We start from the raw sequence: 20,711 nt of genomic DNA on the forward strand, positions 1-20,711 counted from the left end.
AAATGAGCAAAATTATCGGTATTGACTTAGGTACAACAAACTCAGCAGTCGCAGTATTAGAAGGCGGCGAACCAAAAATTATTCCAAATCCAGAAGGTAACCGTACAACTCCTTCTGTTGTAGCTTTCAAAAACGGCGAACGCCAAGTCGGCGAAGTAGCAAAACGCCAATCAATCACAAACCCAAACACAATTCAATCGATTAAACGTTTAATGGGTACAGAAGAAAAAGTAACTGCAGAAGGCAAAGAGTATACAGCTCAAGAAGTTTCTGCAATGATCTTACAATACATTAAAGGATACGCTGAAGAATACTTAGGCGAAAAAGTATCAAGAGCTGTTATTACGGTTCCTGCTTACTTTAACGATGCAGAACGTCAAGCAACTAAAGACGCTGGACGCATTGCAGGCCTTGAAGTAGAACGTATTATTAACGAGCCAACTGCTGCAGCTTTAGCATATGGTCTTGATAAAACAGATACAGACGAAACAATTCTTGTTTATGATCTTGGTGGCGGTACGTTCGACGTATCAATCCTTGAACTTGGCGATGGTGTATTCGAAGTAAAATCAACTGCCGGCGATAACCGTCTTGGTGGCGATGACTTTGATAAATTGATCATCGATTATTTAGTACAAGAATTTAAAAAAGAAAATGGCGTAGACTTATCGAAAGACAAAATGGCTACTCAGCGCTTGAAAGATGCTGCTGAAAAAGCGAAAAAAGACTTGTCAGGCGTTTCTTCAACACAAATTTCATTGCCATTTATCACAGCTGGAGCAGAAGGACCGCTTCACTTGGAAATTACAATGAGCCGTGCGAAATTTGACGAATTAACTTCTTCATTAGTAGAACGTACTATGGGACCTACTCGTCAAGCATTAAAAGATGCTGGAATTTCAGCTTCAGAACTTGACCGCGTAATCTTAGTTGGAGGATCTACTCGTATTCCTGCTGTACAAGAAGCAGTTAAAAAAGAAACTGGTAAAGATCCGCATAAAGGCGTGAACCCTGATGAAGTTGTAGCAATGGGTGCAGCTGTACAAGGTGGCGTTTTAACTGGAGACGTTAAAGACGTTGTCTTATTAGACGTAACTCCATTATCTCTTGGTATTGAAACAATGGGCGGTGTGTTCACGAAACTAATCGAGCGCAACACAACAATCCCAACTTCAAAATCACAAACATTCTCAACTGCTGCTGATAACCAGCCAGCTGTAGATATTCATGTATTACAAGGTGAGCGTCCAATGGCGGCAGCTAACAAAACGCTTGGTCGTTTCCAATTAGCTGATATTCCACCAGCACCGCGTGGCGTTCCACAAATCGAAGTAAGCTTTGATATCGATAAAAACGGTATTGTAAGTGTTAAAGCGAAAGATCTTGGAACACAAAAAGAACAAACGATCACAATTCAATCGAACTCATCATTATCAGATGATGAAATCGAACGCATGATCAAAGAAGCAGAAGAAAACGCTGAAGCAGATGCGAAAGTGAAAGAAGAAGTAGAACTTCGCAACGAAGCCGATCAAGCTGTTTTCCAAACTGATAAAACAATCACGGATCTTGGTGAAGTGGTTACTGAAGAAGAGAAAAAACAAGCGGAAGATGCTCGCGATGAACTAAAAGCGGCATTAGAGTCTGATAACACTGAAGATATCCGTGAGAAAAAAGATAAACTTCAAGAACTCTTGCAAGGTCTTTCTATGAAAGCTTATGAGCAAGCAGCAGCAGCTCAACAAGCTGGACAAGACGAAAATGCAACAGCTGATAACGACGATGTAGTCGACGCAGAGTTTGAAGAAGTAAACGACGACAATAAGTAATACCTTGAAAAGTCAAAGCAAAGCAACATGCTTTGGCTTTTTCAATGTCTTTGCAACGAGGATTTAAACCGTGTACAATTACTATTGATTGCTAAGGGAGAGTGACTTATGAACAAGCGAGATTATTATGAAGTGCTGGGTGTATCCAAGTCTGCTTCCAAAGAAGAGATTAAAAAAGCATACCGGACTTTATCGAAAAAATTCCACCCAGATATTAATAAAGATGCAGATGCATCTGAGAAATTCCAAGAAGTAAAAGATGCCTATGAAGTATTAAGTGACGATCAAAAACGTGCACAATACGATCAATTTGGGCATCAAGATCCGAACCAAGGCTTTGGTGGCGGAGCAGAAGGATTTGGTTTCGACGATATTTTCAGTACTTTCTTTGGTGGCGGTGCAAGACGTCGCGACCCGAACGCGCCGCGTAAAGGTGACGATTTGCAGTATTCGATGACAATCGACTTTATGGATGCTGTATTTGGTAAAGAAGCTGAAGTTGAAATTCCTAAAGATGAAACATGTGGCACGTGCGATGGCTCTGGAGCTAAACCGGGGACGAAGAAAAAAACGTGTCCATATTGCGAAGGTTCGGGTCAAACCAATGTAACCCAGGACACGCCTTTTGGTCGCATGGTCAATCGTCGTACTTGTCAACATTGTGAAGGTTCAGGACAAATTATTGAAGAGAAATGTACAACTTGTCGCGGCCAAGGAAAAGTCCGCAAAGTAAACAAAATCAAAGTCACGATTCCGGCAGGCGTTGACGATGGTCAGCAATTGCGTGTGACAGGTCAAGGTGGACCAGGTATTAACGGAGGACCGGCAGGAGATCTATACGTTGTATTCCGCGTAAAACCGCATAAGGAATTTCAACGTGAAGGCGATGATATTTATTTAGAAATATCGCTCACGTATCCGCAAGCAGCATTAGGTGATGAGATTGAAGTGCCAACAATTTCAGGGAAAGTGAAATTGAAAATTCCAGCTGGTACACAAAGTGGAGCACGATTCCGTTTGAAGGGCAAAGGAGTTAAAAATGTCCACGGCTACGGAACAGGTGATCAACATATTATTGTTCGCATAAAAACACAAACAAAACTTAGCGAGAAACAAAAACAGCTATTACGTGAATTTGCTGAAATTAGCGGAGATATTCCGGAAGAACATAGCAGTTCTCTTTTTGCAAAAATCAAACGCACAATTAAAGGCGACTCATAATAGTTGAAATGATGGACGCTCTTTTATTCATCGGCAGCTAAAGCAATTCAATTTTACAGGCAGAAGGCTCTTGCGATTTGCGAGAGTCTTACTGACTGTATAAGCGGAAAAGGAGCTGGGCACTATTGAAATGGTCAGAACTGTCGATTCATACGACAAACGAAGCAATTGAAGCAGTTTCCAATATCATGCACGAAGCAGGCGCAAGCGGTGTTGTCATTGAAGACTCAGAAGATTTAACAAAAGAACGAGAAGATCGTTTTGGTGAAATTTATTCGTTAGATCCTGAAGATTTCCCAGTAGATGGCGTTATTTTAAAAGCATATCTTCCTGTTAATAGCTTTTTAGGGGAAACTGTAGAGGCGATTAAATTGGCGATCAATAACTTAGTGACATTCGACATTAACTTGGGCAAAAACGAAGTAACCATTAGCGAAGTAAATGAAGAAGAATGGGCTACAGCTTGGAAAAAATATTATCACCCTGTGAAAATATCTAAACGGTTTACAATTGTTCCCACATGGGAAACGTATAACCCGGTTTCGAGCGACGAGTTAATCATTGAATTGGATCCTGGAATGGCTTTTGGTACAGGAACTCACCCAACAACTGTGATGAGCCTTCAAGCATTAGAGAAAATGGTCAAACCAGCTGATCGTGTTATTGATATCGGGACCGGTTCTGGTGTATTAGCAATTGGAGCAGCTTTACTGTCCGCTAAAGAAGTGTATGCACTGGATTTAGATGAAGTTGCAGTCAGGTCTGCGAATATCAACGTCAAACTAAATAAAGTTCAAGATGTTGTGACGGTAGAAGAAGGCAATTTGACGGATAAAATTGATCAACCTGGTGATGTAGTGGTTGCTAATATTTTGGCGGAAGTCATTATGTCATTTACAGATGACGCATTTAAGATTGTTAAGCCAGGTGGAGTTTATATTACATCAGGTATCATCTCGGCGAAGAAAAATGATGTAAAAGCGGCTCTTGAAGCATCTGGCTTTGTTATTGAAGATGTCATGATGATGGAAGACTGGGTTACCATCATTTCAAAAAAACCGGAATAACGGGGTGCCACGATGCAACGATATTTTATAGAAGGTAAAATTCCTGAAAATCGAATAGTGGCAATAACTGGCGATGATGCAAAGCACATCGCCAAAGTTATGCGTCAAACTGTTGGGGGCAACTTGATTGTTGTTATCGAAGACCAAGCGTACCAAGCGGAAATTGTATCAGCAGATTTTGATGTAGAAGTTGAAATTAGAAACAGAATAGAAGCACAAGTAGAGCTTCCAAAAAAAGTGACGATTGCTTGTGGGTTACCTAAAGGAGATAAGCTTGATTTAATTACTCAAAAAGCGACGGAACTTGGTATGTATGCGCTTTTGCCGTTTTCAGCAGAACGTTCGATTGTAAAATGGGACAATGCGAAAAGTGGTAAGAAAATCGGCCGTCTTCAAAAAATTGCAAAAGAAGCGGCTGAGCAATCTCATCGAACACATATTCCTGAAATACACAACATCCATAGCTTTAAGCAATTGTTAAGCAAAGCGGAAGCCTATGACGCAGTCATTGTAGCTTATGAAGAAGAGGCAAGACAGGGCGACAGAACACGGTTTGCCGAAATTATAAAATCATTGTATGATAAAGATTCAGTGTTACTTGTTTTTGGTCCTGAAGGTGGAATTTCGGATGCCGAAGTCCAGGCGCTGAAAAACTTTGGCGCAATTTTTACTTCTCTCGGTCCACGGATTCTACGGACCGAAACCGCGCCTTTATATGCACTGTCAGCTATTTCCTACGAGTTCGAATAGGTTATCAGTAGGGAATGAGTTGGGAAAACAAACGACTTCTATATAGAATGGGGATTTTTTAAAAATGACGAACATTGCATCTTATATCGACCATACTTTATTAAAGCCTGAATCAACTGAAAGCCAAGTTGTTCAGTTATGCAAAGAAGCAGCAGAATACAATTTCGCTTCTGTTTGTGTAAATCCAACTTGGGTTGAAAAAGCAGCTGCAGAATTAACAAATAGTGAAGTGAAAGTTTGTACAGTTATAGGTTTCCCTTTAGGTGCTTCTACGCCTGAGACAAAAGCTTTTGAAACAACGGACGCTATTTCTAAAGGTGCTGGGGAAATTGATATGGTATTAAATATTGGCGCATTAAAGAGCGGCAATACAGATCATGTGAAAAAAGATATTGAAGCAGTTGTCAATGCAGCTAAAGGCAAAGCAATCGTCAAAGTAATTCTTGAGACGTGCTTGTTAACGGACGAAGAAAAAGTAACCGCTTCCCAATTATCTAAAGAAGCTGGAGCAGATTTTGTTAAAACTTCTACTGGCTTTTCAACAGGTGGAGCGACAATTGAAGATGTGAAATTGATGCGTCAAACAGTTGGTCCTGATATGGGTGTTAAAGCATCAGGTGGCGTACGCAGTTTAGAAGATGTAGAAGCAATGATCAAAGCAGGAGCTACGCGTATTGGCGCAAGTTCTGGCGTTAAAATCATGCAAGGCTTAACTTCTGATTCAGATTATTAACTATTGACCTTTCATCTAGAATACGATATAATTTTTGAGTATATAACACTTGTTGCTCTTCGCTTCAACGTGTGTTCGGAGGGAGGGAAAAAGAGATGTCAAAAACTACAGTTCGTAAAAACGAATCGATTGAAGATGCTCTTCGCCGCTTCAAACGCACTGTTTCTAAATCTGGAACAATGCAAGAGGTAAGAAAGCGCGAGTACTATGATAAGCCGAGCGTGAAACGTAAACTAAAATCAGAAGCTGCGCGTAAACGTAAATTTTAATTGACTTATAAGAAGCATATAGACTTTTAAAAAATATGAACGACCAGCGAAAACCGCCAACACAATCTTGTGTTGGCGGTTTTTCTAATTGTCACATAAGTAAGCGCATTCTTTCGTTATTGCAGAAGATTTCCTCTATAATAGAAGTATAGTAAATTGAAACTTCTTCACAGTTCAACCGTATATATGGTGCAGAAGAAATTTGAAATGCGAAAGGAGAGATCCTGTTGAGCAAAGTCAAAGTCTTTATGGGTTTTGGACTTTTGCTATTATCGTTTCTACTTGTGCTCCCAGCTATCCAAGCGGATACTTCGACGGTTTACGTTATCCCAATCGAAGATGAAGTTGAAAGAGGATTGCAAGCTTTTATCGAACGGGGGATTGAAGAGGCGGAAGATGCTGGAGCCGAAGCCATCATATTTGAAATCGATACACCGGGTGGATTTGTAGATGCAGCAGATGGCATTGCTCGTCTGTTAAACAAAACAGATTTAGATACACTGGCTTTTGTTAATCAAGACGCTTTGTCTGCTGGTGCGTTTCTTGCTTTGCATAATGATGAAATTTACATGCATCCTAACGGGCGCATGGGAGCGGCACAAGTAATAAATCAGTCAGGGAATGCAGCGGCTGATAAAGCAAATAGCGCTTGGTTGTCATCTATGAAAAGTGCGGCACAAACGGCTGATCGAGATCCTCAGTATGCCTTAGCCATGGCTGATGCATCAATCGATCTTCCAGAAGTAGGCGCAGCTAAAGGGAAATTATTAACTTTAGATGCGAAAGAAGCAGAGCAAGTAGGATATTCAGAAGGAACCGTTAGTTCGTTAAGTGAGCTTTTAGCGTTAAAAGGTTTTGAGAACGCAACGGTTGTTACAATTGATGAAACGTTTTCAGAAAGCTTGGCTCGCTTTTTAACAAACCCTTTTGTCGTGCCGATTCTTTTATCATTTGCAGGACTTGGCTTATTACTTGAGCTATTCACGCCAGGAGTCGGAGTTCCAGGGTTTATCGGAATGGTATTTTTACTGTTGTTTTTTTATGGTCACTTAGTGGCCGGCTTAGCAGGATACGAATCCATCATTTTATTGATTATTGGTTTCGGACTTTTAGTAGCTGAGTTTATCATACCGGGTGGTGTGGCTGGATTTCTAGGAGTAGCAGCCATTCTCGGTAGTATCTTATTGGCGGGAGGAGACTTGAAAACCACCGCCATAGCAGTACTTATAGCAATGATAGTAGCGACAGTAGGGATGGTGATTGTAGTGAAATTTTTTGGTAAGCGACTTAGTTTGTTCAAACGTATTATCTTGACGGACGCCACCGATACAGCAAGTGGTTATGTATCGACTACAAACCGTCCAGAACTTGTCGGTAAAATTGCTCAAACACTGACGGCACTCCGTCCATCCGGTACGATTCAGTTGGATGATGAGCGGATTGATGCTGTCTCTGAAGGTAGATTTATAGACAGTGGTAAAAATGTTAAGATTATTAAGGTAGAAGGTTCACGGATCGTTGTTCGTGAGCTTGATAAACAAGAGGAGGAATAAGAGAATGGGACTTGAAACAATTGGTTTAGGCGCAGCTATCATTGGTATCATCGTTATTTTGGCAATATTCTTTACATTTGTACCGATTACGTTATGGATTTCGGCTTTAGCTGCAGGAGTAAGAATTAGTATCTTTACGCTAATTGGGATGAGATTACGTCGTGTTATTCCATCACGTATTGTTAACCCGTTGATCAAAGCTTCAAAAGCTGGATTAACCGTAACTATTAACCAATTGGAAAGCCATTACTTAGCAGGTGGTAACGTTGACCGCGTTGTTAACGCGTTAATTGCAGCTCACCGTGCCAACATTGAATTGCCGTTTGAACGTGCAGCAGCAATTGACCTAGCAGGTCGTGACGTATTAGAAGCTGTTCAAATGTCGGTTAACCCGAAAGTGATTGAAACACCATTTATCGCAGGTGTGGCAATGGACGGGATTGAAGTAAAAGCAAAAGCTCGTATTACAGTTCGTGCAAATATCGACCGTTTAGTCGGTGGTGCTGGTGAAGAAACAATTGTTGCCCGTGTTGGTGAAGGGATTGTTTCGACATTAGGTTCAAGCACAAGCCATAAAAAAGTTCTTGAAAACCCAGACTTGATTTCTCAGACAGTTTTAGCGAAAGGTCTAGATTCAGGGACAGCGTTTGAAATTCTTTCGATCGATATTGCAGATGTTGATATCGGTAAAAACATTGGAGCAGAACTACAAACAGAACAAGCAGAAGCAGATAAGAAAATTGCTCAAGCGAAAGCTGAAGAACGTCGTGCAATGGCTGTAGCTAGCGAGCAAGAAATGAAAGCAAAAGTTGTTGAAATGAGAGCGAAAGTTGTGGAAGCAGAAGCAGAAGTACCACTTGCAATGTCGGAAGCACTTCGTAGCGGAAATATCGGCGTAATGGATTACGTGAACTACAAAAACATCCAAGCTGATACTGGTATGCGCGAGTCCATTTCAAAAACAGGCACAGATAAATCCGACAACAAATAATGGGCGTTAGCCATAAGGGAGGTTTGTCGTGTGGAAGCTCTCATATTTGGACTTGTCATCATGGCGGTAAGTGCTTTTTTTAATAAAAACAAAAAAGATTCCAATAAAAGAGATGCTCCGGTAAAACCCTTTTCGACAACTACATCAACTACGAGAGAAAGTCGTTCTGGTAAAACCCGGTTTAAGCGAGTAGAAGATTATGCAAAGGAAATTTATGGTGAACTGCAAAGTCAAAAAACTCAAGGGTCTGATCGTTTAGAAGAAGCAAAGCAAAAAGCTGGAGAAGTTGTGGATCGAACGCCTCTTCGCGAAGCGCGTCAAGAAGTAGAGCGTCGCGTCGCGTCTAGTACTACACAAAACCGTTCGTCACTAAGTGAATCGAGATCAATCCGTAATCAACCTGCAGTTCCTAAAGTAGAGAAAACTTCTGATGAATTATTGCCACTTAGCGATGAGGACGTCAGAAGAGGGATTATTATGGCGGAAATTTTAATGCCGCCAAAGTCAAAGCGCTAATGAAAATCAGCCAGTGAAAACTGGCTGATTTTTGATATCTATATTTTTATTATGTAAACTTAAAGTTCTTAAAAGAATTTTCTCTACTAATAAAATTAGAATTATTAGGATATTTGGATAAAAGGTAAATTTTTCACGTTAAAGGTGCACAGAACAAATATTTTACAAGTGATTATCTTTAATGATAGAGTGAAATTAGCAGTAAATACTCGATCCTAAGGAGCGTCCACATGACAGAAAACAACCTACTAGAATTACATGTGAAAGACCCAAATGAAGCGGTACAGCTGCTCGGGATATCGGATAGCCATTTAACGTTAATCGAAGAAGCTTTTAATATTCAAATTATCACCCGTGGAGAAGTTATTAAATTAGCTGGTTCTGAGGAAGATAAACAAACGGGGAAATTATTAATAGAACAATTATTGCGGGTTATTCGCAAAAACATCAATATTGATCAGCGTGATATTGTCTCAGCAATTGAGATGGCTAAAAGTGGGACAATCGAATATTTTGCTGAACTTTATGATGAAGAAGTCGCGCGTAATGCTAATGGCAAAACGATTCGCGCAAAAACCATTGGGCAGAGACATTACATTCATGCGATTCGCAACAAAGATTTAGTTTTTGGGATTGGTCCTGCTGGTACTGGTAAAACGTATCTGGCCGTAGTTCTGGCCGTCCAAGCACTAAAAAACGGTCACGTGAAGAAAATCATTTTGACAAGGCCAGCTGTTGAAGCAGGTGAAAGTCTCGGGTTTTTACCAGGGGATTTAAAAGAAAAGGTTGATCCATATTTACGTCCATTATATGATGCGCTACATGACGTGTTAGGGCTCGAACAAACCAATCGCTTTATCGAGCGTGGAACCATTGAAATTGCTCCTCTAGCGTATATGAGAGGACGCACATTGGATGAAGCTTTTGTTATTCTAGATGAAGCGCAAAATACCACAAAAGCACAGATGAAAATGTTCTTAACACGTCTCGGTTTTGGATCTAAAATGGTTATTACCGGTGATAAAACTCAAATTGATTTGCCTCGTGGTGCTGAATCTGGATTAATTGCCGCTGAAACAATTTTATCAAGTGTGCGAAATATCCATTTTCAATACCTTGAAAGTGGTGATGTGGTACGTCACCCACTTGTGGCAAAAATTATTGATGCCTATGAAAGTCAGCCAACTTAAAGAGTATAACGCAAGGTGCAGGGATTACTTTCCCTGCACCTTTTTTTATAAAATAGGTAAGAAATTTTATACTACTCGTATATGCGGACATAATTTCAAATTATTAGAAAAAAACACGGTGAAATCTATTTCTTTAGTTGTTATGATAGAACTAGGAAATGTGGGGTGGAGTAGGATGCGTCAAAAAGCACAAGATCTTTTTGAGAAACTGGGTTATCGGAAAATAATGATGGCGGGCATCTTGTTGACAGGCATCATCTTATACGGATTTTTAATGGACTCTGTTCAAAGTGATACATACGATATACAATTGTTCCAACTATCATCTGAAACGATACGTTCTGAAAAAACCGTTGAAGATCCAGTCAAAACGGAGTTAGAAAGACAACGTCTTACTGAAGAAGTATCGCCAAGCTATCAATTTGTGAGTGAAATAGTAGACAACCAAACCGCTTTGGTCGCATCGATATTTGGTTATATTATGGACGTTAAAGCTGCTCCAGAACAAGAAGAAGACCGGTTGACTCAAGAGGAAATGATTGCGGAACTGAGAGAAGATTTAAGATTGTTAGAAACAAGTGATAACGGATTGCGTTTAACAGACGATATGCTAAATTCGTTATTGTCTCTATCAGAAGCTCGCTTACTTAGTGTGCAAGAAGAATTGAAAAAATTGTTGCAATCGTCTTTGAATGAATCTATTCGTGTAGAAGAAGTGGCGCGTTATCGAACGGAGATCGAACAAGAAATTCGCCGCAATGATACAATTTCAAATGATATTATTCAAGCTGCGGTGACAATTGGCCGATTTGGTATAATTGCAAACGAGGTAGTCAATGAAGAGTTAACAGCGAAACAAGTAGAACAAATTCGGAATAGTGTTGAACCAACACGCATTTTACAAGGACAAGTTCTCGTTCAAGAAGGCCAAGTGATTGACCGGGAAGTTTACCGTCAGCTAGAACTAGCTGGTATGACTGAAGAGCGGCTCAATTACAAACCGTTATTAGGGTTGTTACTATTTGTCATCATTGCAGTAGGACTACTGTTCATCGTTATTTCTCGTTCAAAAAAAGATGATAAAAACAAGGTTACCGAGATGCTTGTGGTAATGGTGGCAATTTCTATTTCATTAATATTGATGAAGTTACTGTCTGCTATTAGCGGTAATTTTGATTTGGTGATTTCTTTTTTCTTCCCGACAGCTTTAGCTGGAATGCTGGTCTGCTTGCTTGTCAATGAGCGAGCGGCTGTATATGTCACTATTTTTGTTAGTGCAGCAGCAGGTTTAATGTTGCCTAGTGGTTATTCAGCTACTTTGCAGGTAGACGTCGCTTTTTATATTCTTTTTGGTGGTTTGACAGCAATTTATTTAATCGATCGAGTAGGTGGACGTGGGCGTTTACTGCAGATCAGTTTAGCAGTAGCGGCCGCTAACGCGTTGTTTGTTGCTTTTTATTTATTGCTTGGCCAAACACAATATAGTTGGTCAGAAGTCGGATTTTATTTCTCAGCTGCGATTGTCTCTGGGTTATTGTCTGGAGCATTGGCAATTGGATTTTTGCCATTTTTCGAATCGGCATTTGGTATGCTATCAACAATGCGGTTAATCGAATTATCCAATCCGAATCATCCATTACTAAAGAAAATTTTGATGGAAACACCAGGTACTTATCATCACAGTTTGATGGTGGCGAATTTGGCAGACGCGTCTTGTGAGGCGATTGGAGCAAATGGGTTACTTGCCAGAGTCGGTTGTTATTATCACGACATTGGCAAAACGAAATACCCGCAATTTTTTATCGAGAACCAAGTAAATATTGAGAATCCGCACGATCGCTTACCCCCTGAGAAAAGTCGAGATATTATTTTGGCACACGGCATACAAGGTGCACAAATGTTAAAAAAGCATAAAATGCCAAAAGAAATTATTGATGTCGCTGCACAGCATCACGGGACGAGCTTGTTGAAATTTTTCTACTACAAAGCAAAAGAAACCAATCCAGACGTTGATGAAAACACTTATCGTTATCAAGGTCCTAAGCCGCAAACAAAAGAAATTGCTATTATTTCCGTAGCAGATAGCTTAGAAGCTGCGGTTCGATCTATGAAAGAACCGACATCAGAAAAGATAAAAAAATTGGTAGATTCGATTGTAGAAGATAAACTTAAAGATGGGCAGTTCGAAGAATGCGATTTATCTTTAAAAGAACTAAAAAAGATAAAAGCGGTAATGTGTGAAACTTTAAATGGGATATTCCATTCGCGTATCGAATATCCAAAAGAAACCAATTGACAGGAGGAACTGTTATGATAGCTATCGATTTTATGGATGAAACAGAAAGTCTGAATCAAAAAGAATTGGATTTTGTCCAAAAAATATTAGAGCACGCTGCGAAACAAGAAAAAATCACGGATTCTGAAGTATCTGTAACTTTTGTGACCAATGAAATGATTCGTGACATAAACCGTGAGTACCGTGGAAAAGATCAGCCGACGGATGTCATCTCATTTGCAATGGAAGAAATGGGAGAAGGAGAAACAGCTATCATCGGTTCACAAGAACCTCGCATGTTAGGAGACATCATTATTTCTTTAGATCGGACAAAAGAGCAGGCTGCAGATTTTGGGCATTCCTTTGAAAGGGAACTTGGCTTTCTAGCAGTTCATGGTTTTTTGCATTTGTTAGGCTATGATCATATGACAGAGGAAGATGAAAAAATAATGTTTTCTCGCCAAGAGGAGATTTTAGTCTCACTCGGCATCACACGTGATAAACATGACGGCGCGTAGGTTTTTCCGTTCTTTTCTGTTTGCATCTCAAGGAATAGGAACAGCTTTAAAACGTGAACAAAATATTCGGTTCCATCTTGCAGCCGCTATTATTGTAGTCATTGCAGGGTGGTTTACGGTCTTATCTTATACAGAATGGCTAGTAGTTATTTTATTGATTGCCGGCATGATCGCATTAGAGATGGTCAATTCAGCGATTGAGCGGGTAGTAGACTTAGTGACAGCTGAACTTCATCCCCTCGCTAAACAAGCTAAAGATATGGCAGCAGGTGCTGTTTTGGTATTTGCAGCGGCAAGTGCTATAATTGGAATAATAATATTTTTACCCAAATGGTTTTAAATTCGCAGAGGTGATTAAAAATGGAAAAAGAACAATTGATGAAGCAATCGATAGAAGCACGAAACAATGCATATGTGCCCTATTCAAAATTCCCTGTTGGTGCAGCATTACTGACAGCTGATGGAAAAGTCTACTTAGGCTGTAATATTGAAAATGCTGGTTATTCACTGACAAATTGTGCAGAGCGCACAGCCGTATTTAAAGCGGTGTCAGAAGGCGACAATAAGTTCGTGGCTTTAGCAGTATCAGCAGACACAGCGGGGCCTGTATCACCTTGTGGTGCGTGTAGACAAGTATTGGCAGAGTTTTGTCCGCCAAATATGCCGGTTTACTTAACAAATTTAAAAGGTGACGTTCAGGAAACGACAATCAGCGAATTGCTTCCTGGCGCATTTTCAACGGAGGATTTAAAATATGCAGCTAGAGAATAACGGATTTAAATCAGGTTTCATTTCAATCATTGGTCGTCCTAACGTCGGTAAATCGACGTTTCTTAACCGTGTCGTGGGCCAAAAAATTGCCATTATGAGTGACAAACCCCAAACGACACGAAACAAAGTTCAAGGCGTTGTGACAACAAATGATAGCCAAATGATTTTTATCGATACACCAGGTATTAATGAACCTCGCCACAAATTAGGCGACTTTATGTTAAAAGTTGCAAAAAACACGTTCCGCGAAGTTGACGTCTTGTTATTCGTAGCAAGTGGCGTGGACCGCGTTGGGAAAGAAGACCGTTATGTCCTAGAAATGCTAAAAGGAATTGACGTACCGGTATTTTTAGTAATCAATAAAATCGATCAAGTACACCCTGATAATTTACCGAAAATTATTGAGTCGTACCGTAAGGAATTTGATTTTGCAGAAGCGATTCCAATTTCAGCGTTAGAAGGAAATAACGTTGAAACTTTACTAGCAAAAATTAATGAGCGTCTTCCTGAAGGACCTCAATACTATCCGGCTGATCAAATCACCGATCACCCAGAACGATTCATCATTTCAGAATTGATTCGTGAGAAAGCACTGCATTTGACGCGCGAAGAAATTCCGCACTCGATTGCTGTTGTTATTGAAAAAATCGCACCAGATTCAGAGAACAAAGACATGATTCGAATACAAGCAACGATTATGGTCGAGCGCGATTCTCAAAAAGGTATCGTAATCGGTAAAAAAGGCGTCTTGCTCAAACAAATCGGTACACGTGCTCGCCAAGATATTGAAAACTTGCTTGGGTCAAAAGTGTATTTGGAGTTATGGGTGAAAGTTCAAAAGGATTGGCGCAATAAAGCAATGCATCTACGCGATTTCGGCTTCAGAGAAGACGAATATTAAGGAGTCCTTCCCATGCAAAATCAAGTAGAAGGTATTGTCATTCGCACAATGCCTTATGGCGAAACCAATAAAATCGTCACCTTGTTTACGAAAGAAGCGGGGAAAATTACTTGTATGGCAAGAGGAGCGAAAAAACCGGCTAGTCGTTTAGCGGCTATTACCCAAGTCTTTACTCATGGAAGTTTTTCCATCTATAAAGGAAAAGGCATGGGAACTATACAGGCGGGGGATCCACTAGAATCACTGCGGCATATTCGTGAAGACATCATGTCTACTGCTTATGCAAGTTATGTTACTGAATTAATTGATCGTTTAACCGAACAAGATGAACCACAACCAGCCATTTTTGATATGTTGTATCAAGCGCTTCATGCGATCGACGAAGGGTATGACCCAGAAGCGATTACGTTATTTGTCGAATGGAAAATGCTCCAACCAGCAGGCTTAACGCCAACACTTCATCAATGTGCCAATTGTGGTTCGACTGAAGGGGAATTTGCTTTTTCATTTCAAGAACTTGGATTTCTTTGTCATCGCTGTTTTCATATTGATCGTTACATTATTCGGTTGAGTCCAGCGTTAGTGAAGCTCATTCGTACGTTCTATTTTGTGCCAATTGAGCGAGTGGGTTCTTTGACGCTGAAAAAAGAATCCAAGAGCTTACTCAAACAAATTGTCCGCACAATATACGAAGAAAAAGCGGGGATTCGCTTAAAATCACGGAAGTTTCTCGAACAGTTAGAACGAACACCCGAATTTTTACCGAAAAAAGAAGAGTTGCCAAAAGACGAATAGTCTTTTGGCAACTCTTTTTTTAGGAGTGATACTATCATAAAGTAATGAACAGGATAGCAAATCATACGCCGATTATGAGAGGGCATAAAAAAGTGGTGGAATAGATTTATTCCACCACTTTTTTTGTAACCCGCTTTTCTAACTTAAAATTGAATATGCTTTTCGACATATGCTTGTACTTCAGCAATCGGCATACGTGTTTGTTCCATTGAATCACGGTGACGTACTGTTACTTGACCATCTTCAACTGAATCAAAGTCATATGTGATACAGAAAGGTGTACCGATTTCATCTTGGCGACGGTAACGTTTACCGATCGATTGAGACTCATCGTAATCTACCATGAAGTGCTTAGCTAATTCAGCGAATACGCCTGTTGCACCTTCAGCTAATTTTTTCGATAGCGGAAGAATCGCTGCTTTATAAGGAGCTAAAGCAGGGTGGAACTTCAAGACTGTGCGTTTGTCGTCGTTTTCAAGCTCTTCCTGGTGGTAGGCATCTACTAAGAAAGCTAGTGTTACACGGTCAGCGCCTAGAGAAGGCTCGATGCAATAAGGCACAAAGCGCTCATTTGTTACTGGGTCGATGTAGTTAAAATCTTCTCCTGAATGTTCCATATGGCGTTTCAAGTCAAAATCAGTACGATCTGCAATGCCCCAAAGCTCGCCCCAGCCGAATGGGAATTTGTATTCAATATCCACAGTTGCGTTTGAGTAATGAGATAGTTCGTCTTCGTCATGTTCGCGAAGGCGCATATTGTCTTCATTCATATTCAAGTTCAACAACCAGTTTTTACTGAAATCGCGCCAGTAAGCGTACCATTCTAAATCTTCACCAGGCTTGCAGAAAAATTCAAGTTCCATTTGTTCAAATTCACGCGTCCGGAACGTAAAGTTACCAGGTGTGATTTCGTTACGGAAACTTTTACCGATTTGTGCAATACCAAAAGGCATTTTTTTGCGCATTGAACGTTGAACGTTTTTATAGTTAACGAAAATCCCTTGAGCTGTTTCTGGGCGCAAGAAAACTTCGTTTGTTGAAGCTTCAGTTACACCTTGGAAGGTTTTGAACATCAAGTTAAACTGGCGAATATCTGTGTAATCTAGCGCGCCACAAACGGTACATTTCACTTCGTGTTCTTGGATCAATTCTGCCATACGGTCAAATGACAAACCATCAACGATCAATTCAATGCCCTTAGCATCTAATGCATTTTCGATTAATTTGTCTGCACGGTGGCGCGTTTTACAGCTCTTACAGTCGATCATTGGATCATTAAAGTTACCGACATGTCCTGAAGCTACCCAAGTTTTCGGGTTCATCAAAATGGCAGCGTCAAGCCCTACGTTATAAGGGGATTCTTGAACGAATTTTTTCCACCATGCTTTTTTAATATTGTTTTTCAGTTCGACGCCAAGTGGACCATAATCCCATGTGTTCGCCAAACCGCCGTAAATTTCAGAGCCTGGAAAAACAAAGCCTCTGTGTTTTGCTAATGCTACTACATCTTCCATTGACATAAAAATTACCTCCATAAAATAAAAAATCGCACTCGCCCTCGGACATTGTTACATGCCCGAGGACGAGTACGTTAAGACCCGCGGTTCCACCTCGATTGACTGCGAATTGCAGTCCACTTTAAAATAAAAATAGCTCAGGATCGCCGTTTCCTGTAGTTGTAGGCTTTCACTATCCCTACTCGCTAAAATTACAGTACTCATTTATCCGTCATTGCCTATATGAAGTTCATTTTTAATTGTATCATGACAATGTTTTCTTCGCAATATTACGTGCATTAGTATATAATAATTGATATTGAGTATAACATATATCTATTTTTGAGGCGGTGAGTCCAATCGAACTCAATAAACGACAGGAAGAAATATTGCAAATAGTTAAAGGCAATGGTCCAATTACTGGCGAACAGATTGCGGATCGCTTAAACTTAACAAGATCAACGCTTAGACCGGACTTAGCCATTTTAACGATGGCAGGTTTTTTAGATGCCCGTCCCCGCGTTGGTTATTTTTATTCTGGTAAAAAACCAGGGCAAGATGTTACTGATACGATGAACAATATGAAAGTAAAGGATTTTCAGTCGATTCCGGTTGTTGTCCGAGAAGATGTAAGTGTATACGATGCCATCAGCCAAATGTTTTTAGATGATGTTGGAACACTTTTTGTCGTGGATAAAAACTCGCATTTAGCAGGAGTGTTATCGAGAAAAGATTTACTGCGAGCAAGTTTGGGCAGCCAAAACTTATCGAGTATTCCCGTACATATTATTATGACGCGCATGCCGAACATCACATATTGCGTTAGAAACGAATCGCTTATCCAAGCAGCACATCGTTTGATCAATCAACAAATCGATGCGCTACCGGTAGTAGAAGAACAACCAGACGGCTTTAAAGTTGTCGGTAGGTTAACTAAAACGAATATTACTCGTGCGTTTTTATCGTTATCTGAAAACCACGATTTGTGAGGTGTCAATTATGAAGTCACTGCGATTGTTTATTGTATCCGATTCAGTTGGTGAAACAGGAGAACTGGTCGCAAAAGCAGCAATTAGCCAATATTTGAGTGCAGATCAAAATGCAGTTTTAAAACGATTTCCTTATATCGATTCAATTGATCATCTACAAGAAATCGTCAAATTGGCTGTCGCCCAAAAAGCATTTATCGTCTATACTTTAGTTTCTCAAGAATTACGTGATTATATGCAGTCTGAAACTGCTAAATTTCATGTAACCGCAGTGGATTTAATGGGCCCCTTATTAGATGCCCTCGAAAATGAACTGAATGCATCACCATTGCAAGAAGCTGGGTTAGTCCGTAAATTAGATGATGATTATTTTAAAAAAGTAGAAGCCATTGAGTTTGCGGTTAAATACGATGATGGGCGCGACCCACGTGGCATTTTGATGGCCGACATCGTTTTGGTCGGGATTTCTCGAACATCTAAAACACCACTATCTCAATATTTAGCGCATAAACGATTGAAAGTGGCAAATGTACCACTCGTGCCAGAAGTAGATCCACCAGAAGAACTGTATCTTGTAGATCCAAAAAAATGTTTTGGTTTAGTTATTTCACCAGATAAACTCAATTTTATCCGGAAAGAAAGACTGATTGCTCTAGGGTTGAACGACGATGCAAATTACGCAAAGATCGATCGTATCCATGAGGAAATCAAACATTTTCACAAAGTAGTCGATCGCATCGGCTGCGAAATCGTTGATGTGACAAATCGGGCTGTAGAAGAAACGGCGAATTTGATACTCGGCAAACTCCAAAAATAATTTTGGGAAAACCACCTTCAAAGGCGGTTTTTCTTTCTTTTTGGTGGATTTTTTCACTAAGAAGTTTTATAATGAAGAATTGTGGCTAAAGCTTACTAATGGATAAATAGTTTGCTTTATCTTTTTGTCGAAAAATGAAGGATTTTGTCTTTGTATCACGAATTACTTAAGTTAAGCAAACAAAGATGGTGAAAATAATGTCCAATAGAGTTCCTGAAGAAGTGATTGAAAAGATTCGGTCCAGCACAGACATAGTCGATGTTGTTGGAGAATATGTCCAGTTAACAAAAAGAGGTCGCAATTGGTTCGGCCTTTGTCCTTTTCATGGAGAAAGCACACCATCTTTTTCAGTTACGGCCGATAAGCAGATTTTTCATTGCTTTGGTTGTGGAGCTGGTGGCAATGTCATCACTTTTCTGATGGATATTGAGAACTTAACTTTCCAAGACGCCTTGTCAAGATTAGGGAGTCGCGCTGGCATAGATGTCGATATACAAGCCCCTGCCGATTCCGGTCCGGTGCAATCAAAAGAAAATCAACAATTGATTTTGATGCACGAGTTTGCTGCGGACATGTACCACCATATTTTATTGAATACGGAAGAAGGCCAAGTGGCATTGGACTATTTGGAAAATAGGGGCTTTACTCGAGAAATCATCGAGAAAAACAGAATCGGTTGGTCGCTTCCAGAGTGGAATTACATGGCTTCTTCACTAAAACGGAAAGGTTTTTCTGAAGAAGAGTTAGAAACGAGCGGTTTAGCGATCGCACGTGAGCAATCAAGCGGCTATTTTGACCGATTTCGTGGTAGAATCATGTTTCCGATTATGAATGAAACAGGCAAAGTAATCGCATTTTCTGGAAGAGTTCTTGAGCATACAAAACAAGAAGCCAAATATATGAACAGCCCTGAATCTCCGATTTTCCAAAAAAGCCAAGTGCTTTATAATGTGCATCATGCCAGAAGCGCTATACGCAAAAACAGAAAAATCATTTTGTTTGAAGGGTTTATGGATGTCATTGCAGCGGGTAAAGCAGGTGTTGATAATGCTTTAGCAACTATGGGTACATCACTCACTGCTCAGCATATTAGACAATTGAAGCGTTTTGCCCAAGAAGTCGTCATTTGTTTTGATGGAGATGATGCAGGCTGGGAAGCTGCGAAAAGAGCCGCGATTTCTTTAAACGAAGAAAATTTTAAAGTGGAAGTGGCAGTGTTACCAGGGAAAATGGATCCTGATGATTATGTTCGTGATAACGGCGCTGAGGCTTTTAAAGATCAAATTATCGGTAAACCACATGCATTTATTGCATTTGCAATGATGCACGCCCGAAGACATAAGAACTTTCAGTATGAAAACGACCTGTTGCAATACATACAGGAAGTGTTGCAACTTTTAGCTGGTAGATCCTCGCCTTTAGAGCGAGATTTATATATAAAGCAATTATCAGTGGAAACTGGATTGTCTCAAGAAGCTATCCTGCAGCATTATAGGAAACTAGAAAACAAGACAATCGAACGGAACCGTCCTGAACCATCGATTATAAAGACACCTAAAAAAGAACCGAAACGGATTACTTCATTGCATAGAGCGGAGCGAATGCTCTTATCTCATGCACTGGCAGATCCGTCGGTTATGAATAAATTAGTGGTCGAAGACAATGGGATTCCATTTGTCAGTGAAGAATTCCAGGCGCTGTACGTTCAATTGCTCGGTTTCTATGAGGAATGGGATAAAGCAGATTTTCATAAATTTTTGGAGACTTTGCAAGATGCAGAACTCCGCAAACTAGTTATGGAAACCGCATTATCCGAACGCGATCCGGAACATGCGGATGAAGAAATTGCCGATTGTTTAAAGCATTTGCAAAAACATCGGGTCGAGCAGCAAATCAATTTAAAAATCCAGCAATCAAAAGAAGCGGAAAAACAGCATGACTTAAAGCGCGCTTTACTTCTTGCACAAGAAGTGATTGCTTTACGAAAATCATTGTAAGTTAATTCCGGTTTTTTTAAAGGAGGAAGTCAC

General features: G+C 40.2%; 20 protein-coding genes. 19 read left to right on the forward strand and 1 reads right to left on the reverse strand.

Annotated elements, in window-relative coordinates; all coding sequences use genetic code 11:
• Positions 1–2 precede the first annotated feature (2 nt).
• The 16 genes from dnaK to recO all read left to right on the forward strand — a co-directional run bounded on the left by dnaK (position 3) and on the right by recO (position 15,379).
• Positions 3–1,829, forward strand: coding sequence for a molecular chaperone DnaK (dnaK, locus tag MLE13_RS05140; RefSeq protein WP_240748368.1), 1,827 nt, complete (start codon positions 3–5; stop codon positions 1,827–1,829).
• A 108-nt stretch (positions 1,830–1,937) separates the two neighbouring features.
• Positions 1,938–3,050 carry a molecular chaperone DnaJ gene (dnaJ, locus tag MLE13_RS05145; protein WP_240748369.1) on the forward strand — a complete coding sequence of 371 codons (1,113 nt, stop codon included), beginning with the start codon at positions 1,938–1,940 and terminating at the stop codon, positions 3,048–3,050.
• A 125-nt stretch (positions 3,051–3,175) separates the two neighbouring features.
• Positions 3,176–4,117, forward strand: a complete 942-nt coding sequence (prmA, locus tag MLE13_RS05150; protein ID WP_240748370.1) for a 50S ribosomal protein L11 methyltransferase — start codon at positions 3,176–3,178, stop codon at positions 4,115–4,117.
• A gap of 12 nt (positions 4,118–4,129) precedes the next feature.
• A complete protein-coding gene (locus MLE13_RS05155; protein ID WP_240748371.1) occupies positions 4,130–4,867 on the forward strand; it encodes a 16S rRNA (uracil(1498)-N(3))-methyltransferase in 738 nt (245 codons plus the stop codon).
• A 64-nt stretch (positions 4,868–4,931) separates the two neighbouring features.
• Positions 4,932–5,600 carry a deoxyribose-phosphate aldolase gene (gene deoC, locus MLE13_RS05160; RefSeq protein WP_240748372.1) on the forward strand — a complete coding sequence of 223 codons (669 nt, stop codon included), beginning with the start codon at positions 4,932–4,934 and terminating at the stop codon, positions 5,598–5,600.
• Positions 5,601–5,695: 95 nt separating this feature from the next.
• Positions 5,696–5,869: a 30S ribosomal protein S21 gene (rpsU, locus tag MLE13_RS05165; RefSeq protein WP_006828698.1), complete on the forward strand. Its 174-nt coding sequence runs from the start codon at positions 5,696–5,698 to the stop codon at positions 5,867–5,869.
• A 227-nt stretch (positions 5,870–6,096) separates the two neighbouring features.
• The gene (locus tag MLE13_RS05170) at positions 6,097–7,422 is read left to right on the forward strand and encodes an NfeD family protein (RefSeq protein ID WP_240748373.1); all 1,326 of its coding nucleotides are present in this window, start codon (positions 6,097–6,099) and stop codon (positions 7,420–7,422) included.
• 4 nt (positions 7,423–7,426) lie between these two features.
• Positions 7,427–8,413: a flotillin-like protein FloA gene (gene floA / locus MLE13_RS05175; RefSeq protein WP_240748374.1), complete on the forward strand. Its 987-nt coding sequence runs from the start codon at positions 7,427–7,429 to the stop codon at positions 8,411–8,413.
• A 30-nt stretch (positions 8,414–8,443) separates the two neighbouring features.
• Positions 8,444–8,929: a hypothetical protein gene (locus MLE13_RS05180; protein WP_240748375.1), complete on the forward strand. Its 486-nt coding sequence runs from the start codon at positions 8,444–8,446 to the stop codon at positions 8,927–8,929.
• Positions 8,930–9,159: 230 nt separating this feature from the next.
• The gene (locus tag MLE13_RS05185; protein ID WP_240748376.1) at positions 9,160–10,119 is read left to right on the forward strand and encodes a PhoH family protein; all 960 of its coding nucleotides are present in this window, start codon (positions 9,160–9,162) and stop codon (positions 10,117–10,119) included.
• 175 nt (positions 10,120–10,294) lie between these two features.
• On the forward strand, positions 10,295–12,415 hold the full coding sequence (locus MLE13_RS05190; RefSeq protein ID WP_240748377.1) for an HD family phosphohydrolase: 2,121 nt from the start codon (positions 10,295–10,297) through the stop codon (positions 12,413–12,415).
• Positions 12,416–12,429: 14 nt separating this feature from the next.
• On the forward strand, positions 12,430–12,912 hold the full coding sequence (ybeY, locus tag MLE13_RS05195) for an rRNA maturation RNase YbeY (RefSeq protein ID WP_240748378.1): 483 nt from the start codon (positions 12,430–12,432) through the stop codon (positions 12,910–12,912).
• On the forward strand, positions 12,899–13,252 hold the full coding sequence (locus MLE13_RS05200; RefSeq protein ID WP_240748379.1) for a diacylglycerol kinase family protein: 354 nt from the start codon (positions 12,899–12,901) through the stop codon (positions 13,250–13,252). The genes ybeY and MLE13_RS05200 overlap by 14 nt, the downstream gene beginning before the upstream one ends.
• Before the next feature lie 20 nt (positions 13,253–13,272).
• Positions 13,273–13,683, forward strand: coding sequence for a cytidine deaminase (locus MLE13_RS05205; RefSeq protein WP_008431620.1), 411 nt, complete (start codon positions 13,273–13,275; stop codon positions 13,681–13,683).
• The gene (gene era, locus MLE13_RS05210) at positions 13,667–14,584 is read left to right on the forward strand and encodes a GTPase Era (protein WP_240748380.1); all 918 of its coding nucleotides are present in this window, start codon (positions 13,667–13,669) and stop codon (positions 14,582–14,584) included. The genes MLE13_RS05205 and era overlap by 17 nt, the downstream gene beginning before the upstream one ends.
• A gap of 12 nt (positions 14,585–14,596) precedes the next feature.
• Positions 14,597–15,379 carry a DNA repair protein RecO gene (gene recO, locus MLE13_RS05215; RefSeq protein ID WP_240748381.1) on the forward strand — a complete coding sequence of 261 codons (783 nt, stop codon included), beginning with the start codon at positions 14,597–14,599 and terminating at the stop codon, positions 15,377–15,379.
• A gap of 143 nt (positions 15,380–15,522) precedes the next feature.
• Here recO and MLE13_RS05220 read toward each other — a convergent pair whose 3' ends face one another.
• The gene (locus MLE13_RS05220) at positions 15,523–16,899 is read right to left on the reverse strand and encodes a glycine--tRNA ligase (protein WP_240748382.1); all 1,377 of its coding nucleotides are present in this window, start codon (positions 16,897–16,899) and stop codon (positions 15,523–15,525) included.
• 326 nt (positions 16,900–17,225) lie between these two features.
• Here MLE13_RS05220 and MLE13_RS05225 point away from each other — a divergent pair, with 326 nt between their 5' ends.
• The 3 genes from MLE13_RS05225 (at position 17,226) to dnaG (ending at position 20,678) form a co-directional block, all read left to right on the forward strand.
• Entirely contained in the window at positions 17,226–17,864 is a 639-nt protein-coding gene (locus MLE13_RS05225; protein WP_240748383.1) for a CBS domain-containing protein, read from the forward strand.
• A gap of 10 nt (positions 17,865–17,874) precedes the next feature.
• A complete protein-coding gene (locus MLE13_RS05230; protein WP_240748384.1) occupies positions 17,875–18,681 on the forward strand; it encodes a pyruvate, water dikinase regulatory protein in 807 nt (268 codons plus the stop codon).
• A 197-nt stretch (positions 18,682–18,878) separates the two neighbouring features.
• Positions 18,879–20,678 carry a DNA primase gene (dnaG, locus tag MLE13_RS05235; RefSeq protein ID WP_240748385.1) on the forward strand — a complete coding sequence of 600 codons (1,800 nt, stop codon included), beginning with the start codon at positions 18,879–18,881 and terminating at the stop codon, positions 20,676–20,678.
• Positions 20,679–20,711 lie beyond the last annotated feature (33 nt).

Source organism: Planococcus halocryophilus, from assembly GCF_022489025.1.
GTDB classification, from domain to species: Bacteria; Bacillota; Bacilli; order Bacillales_A; family Planococcaceae; genus Planococcus; species Planococcus halocryophilus_A.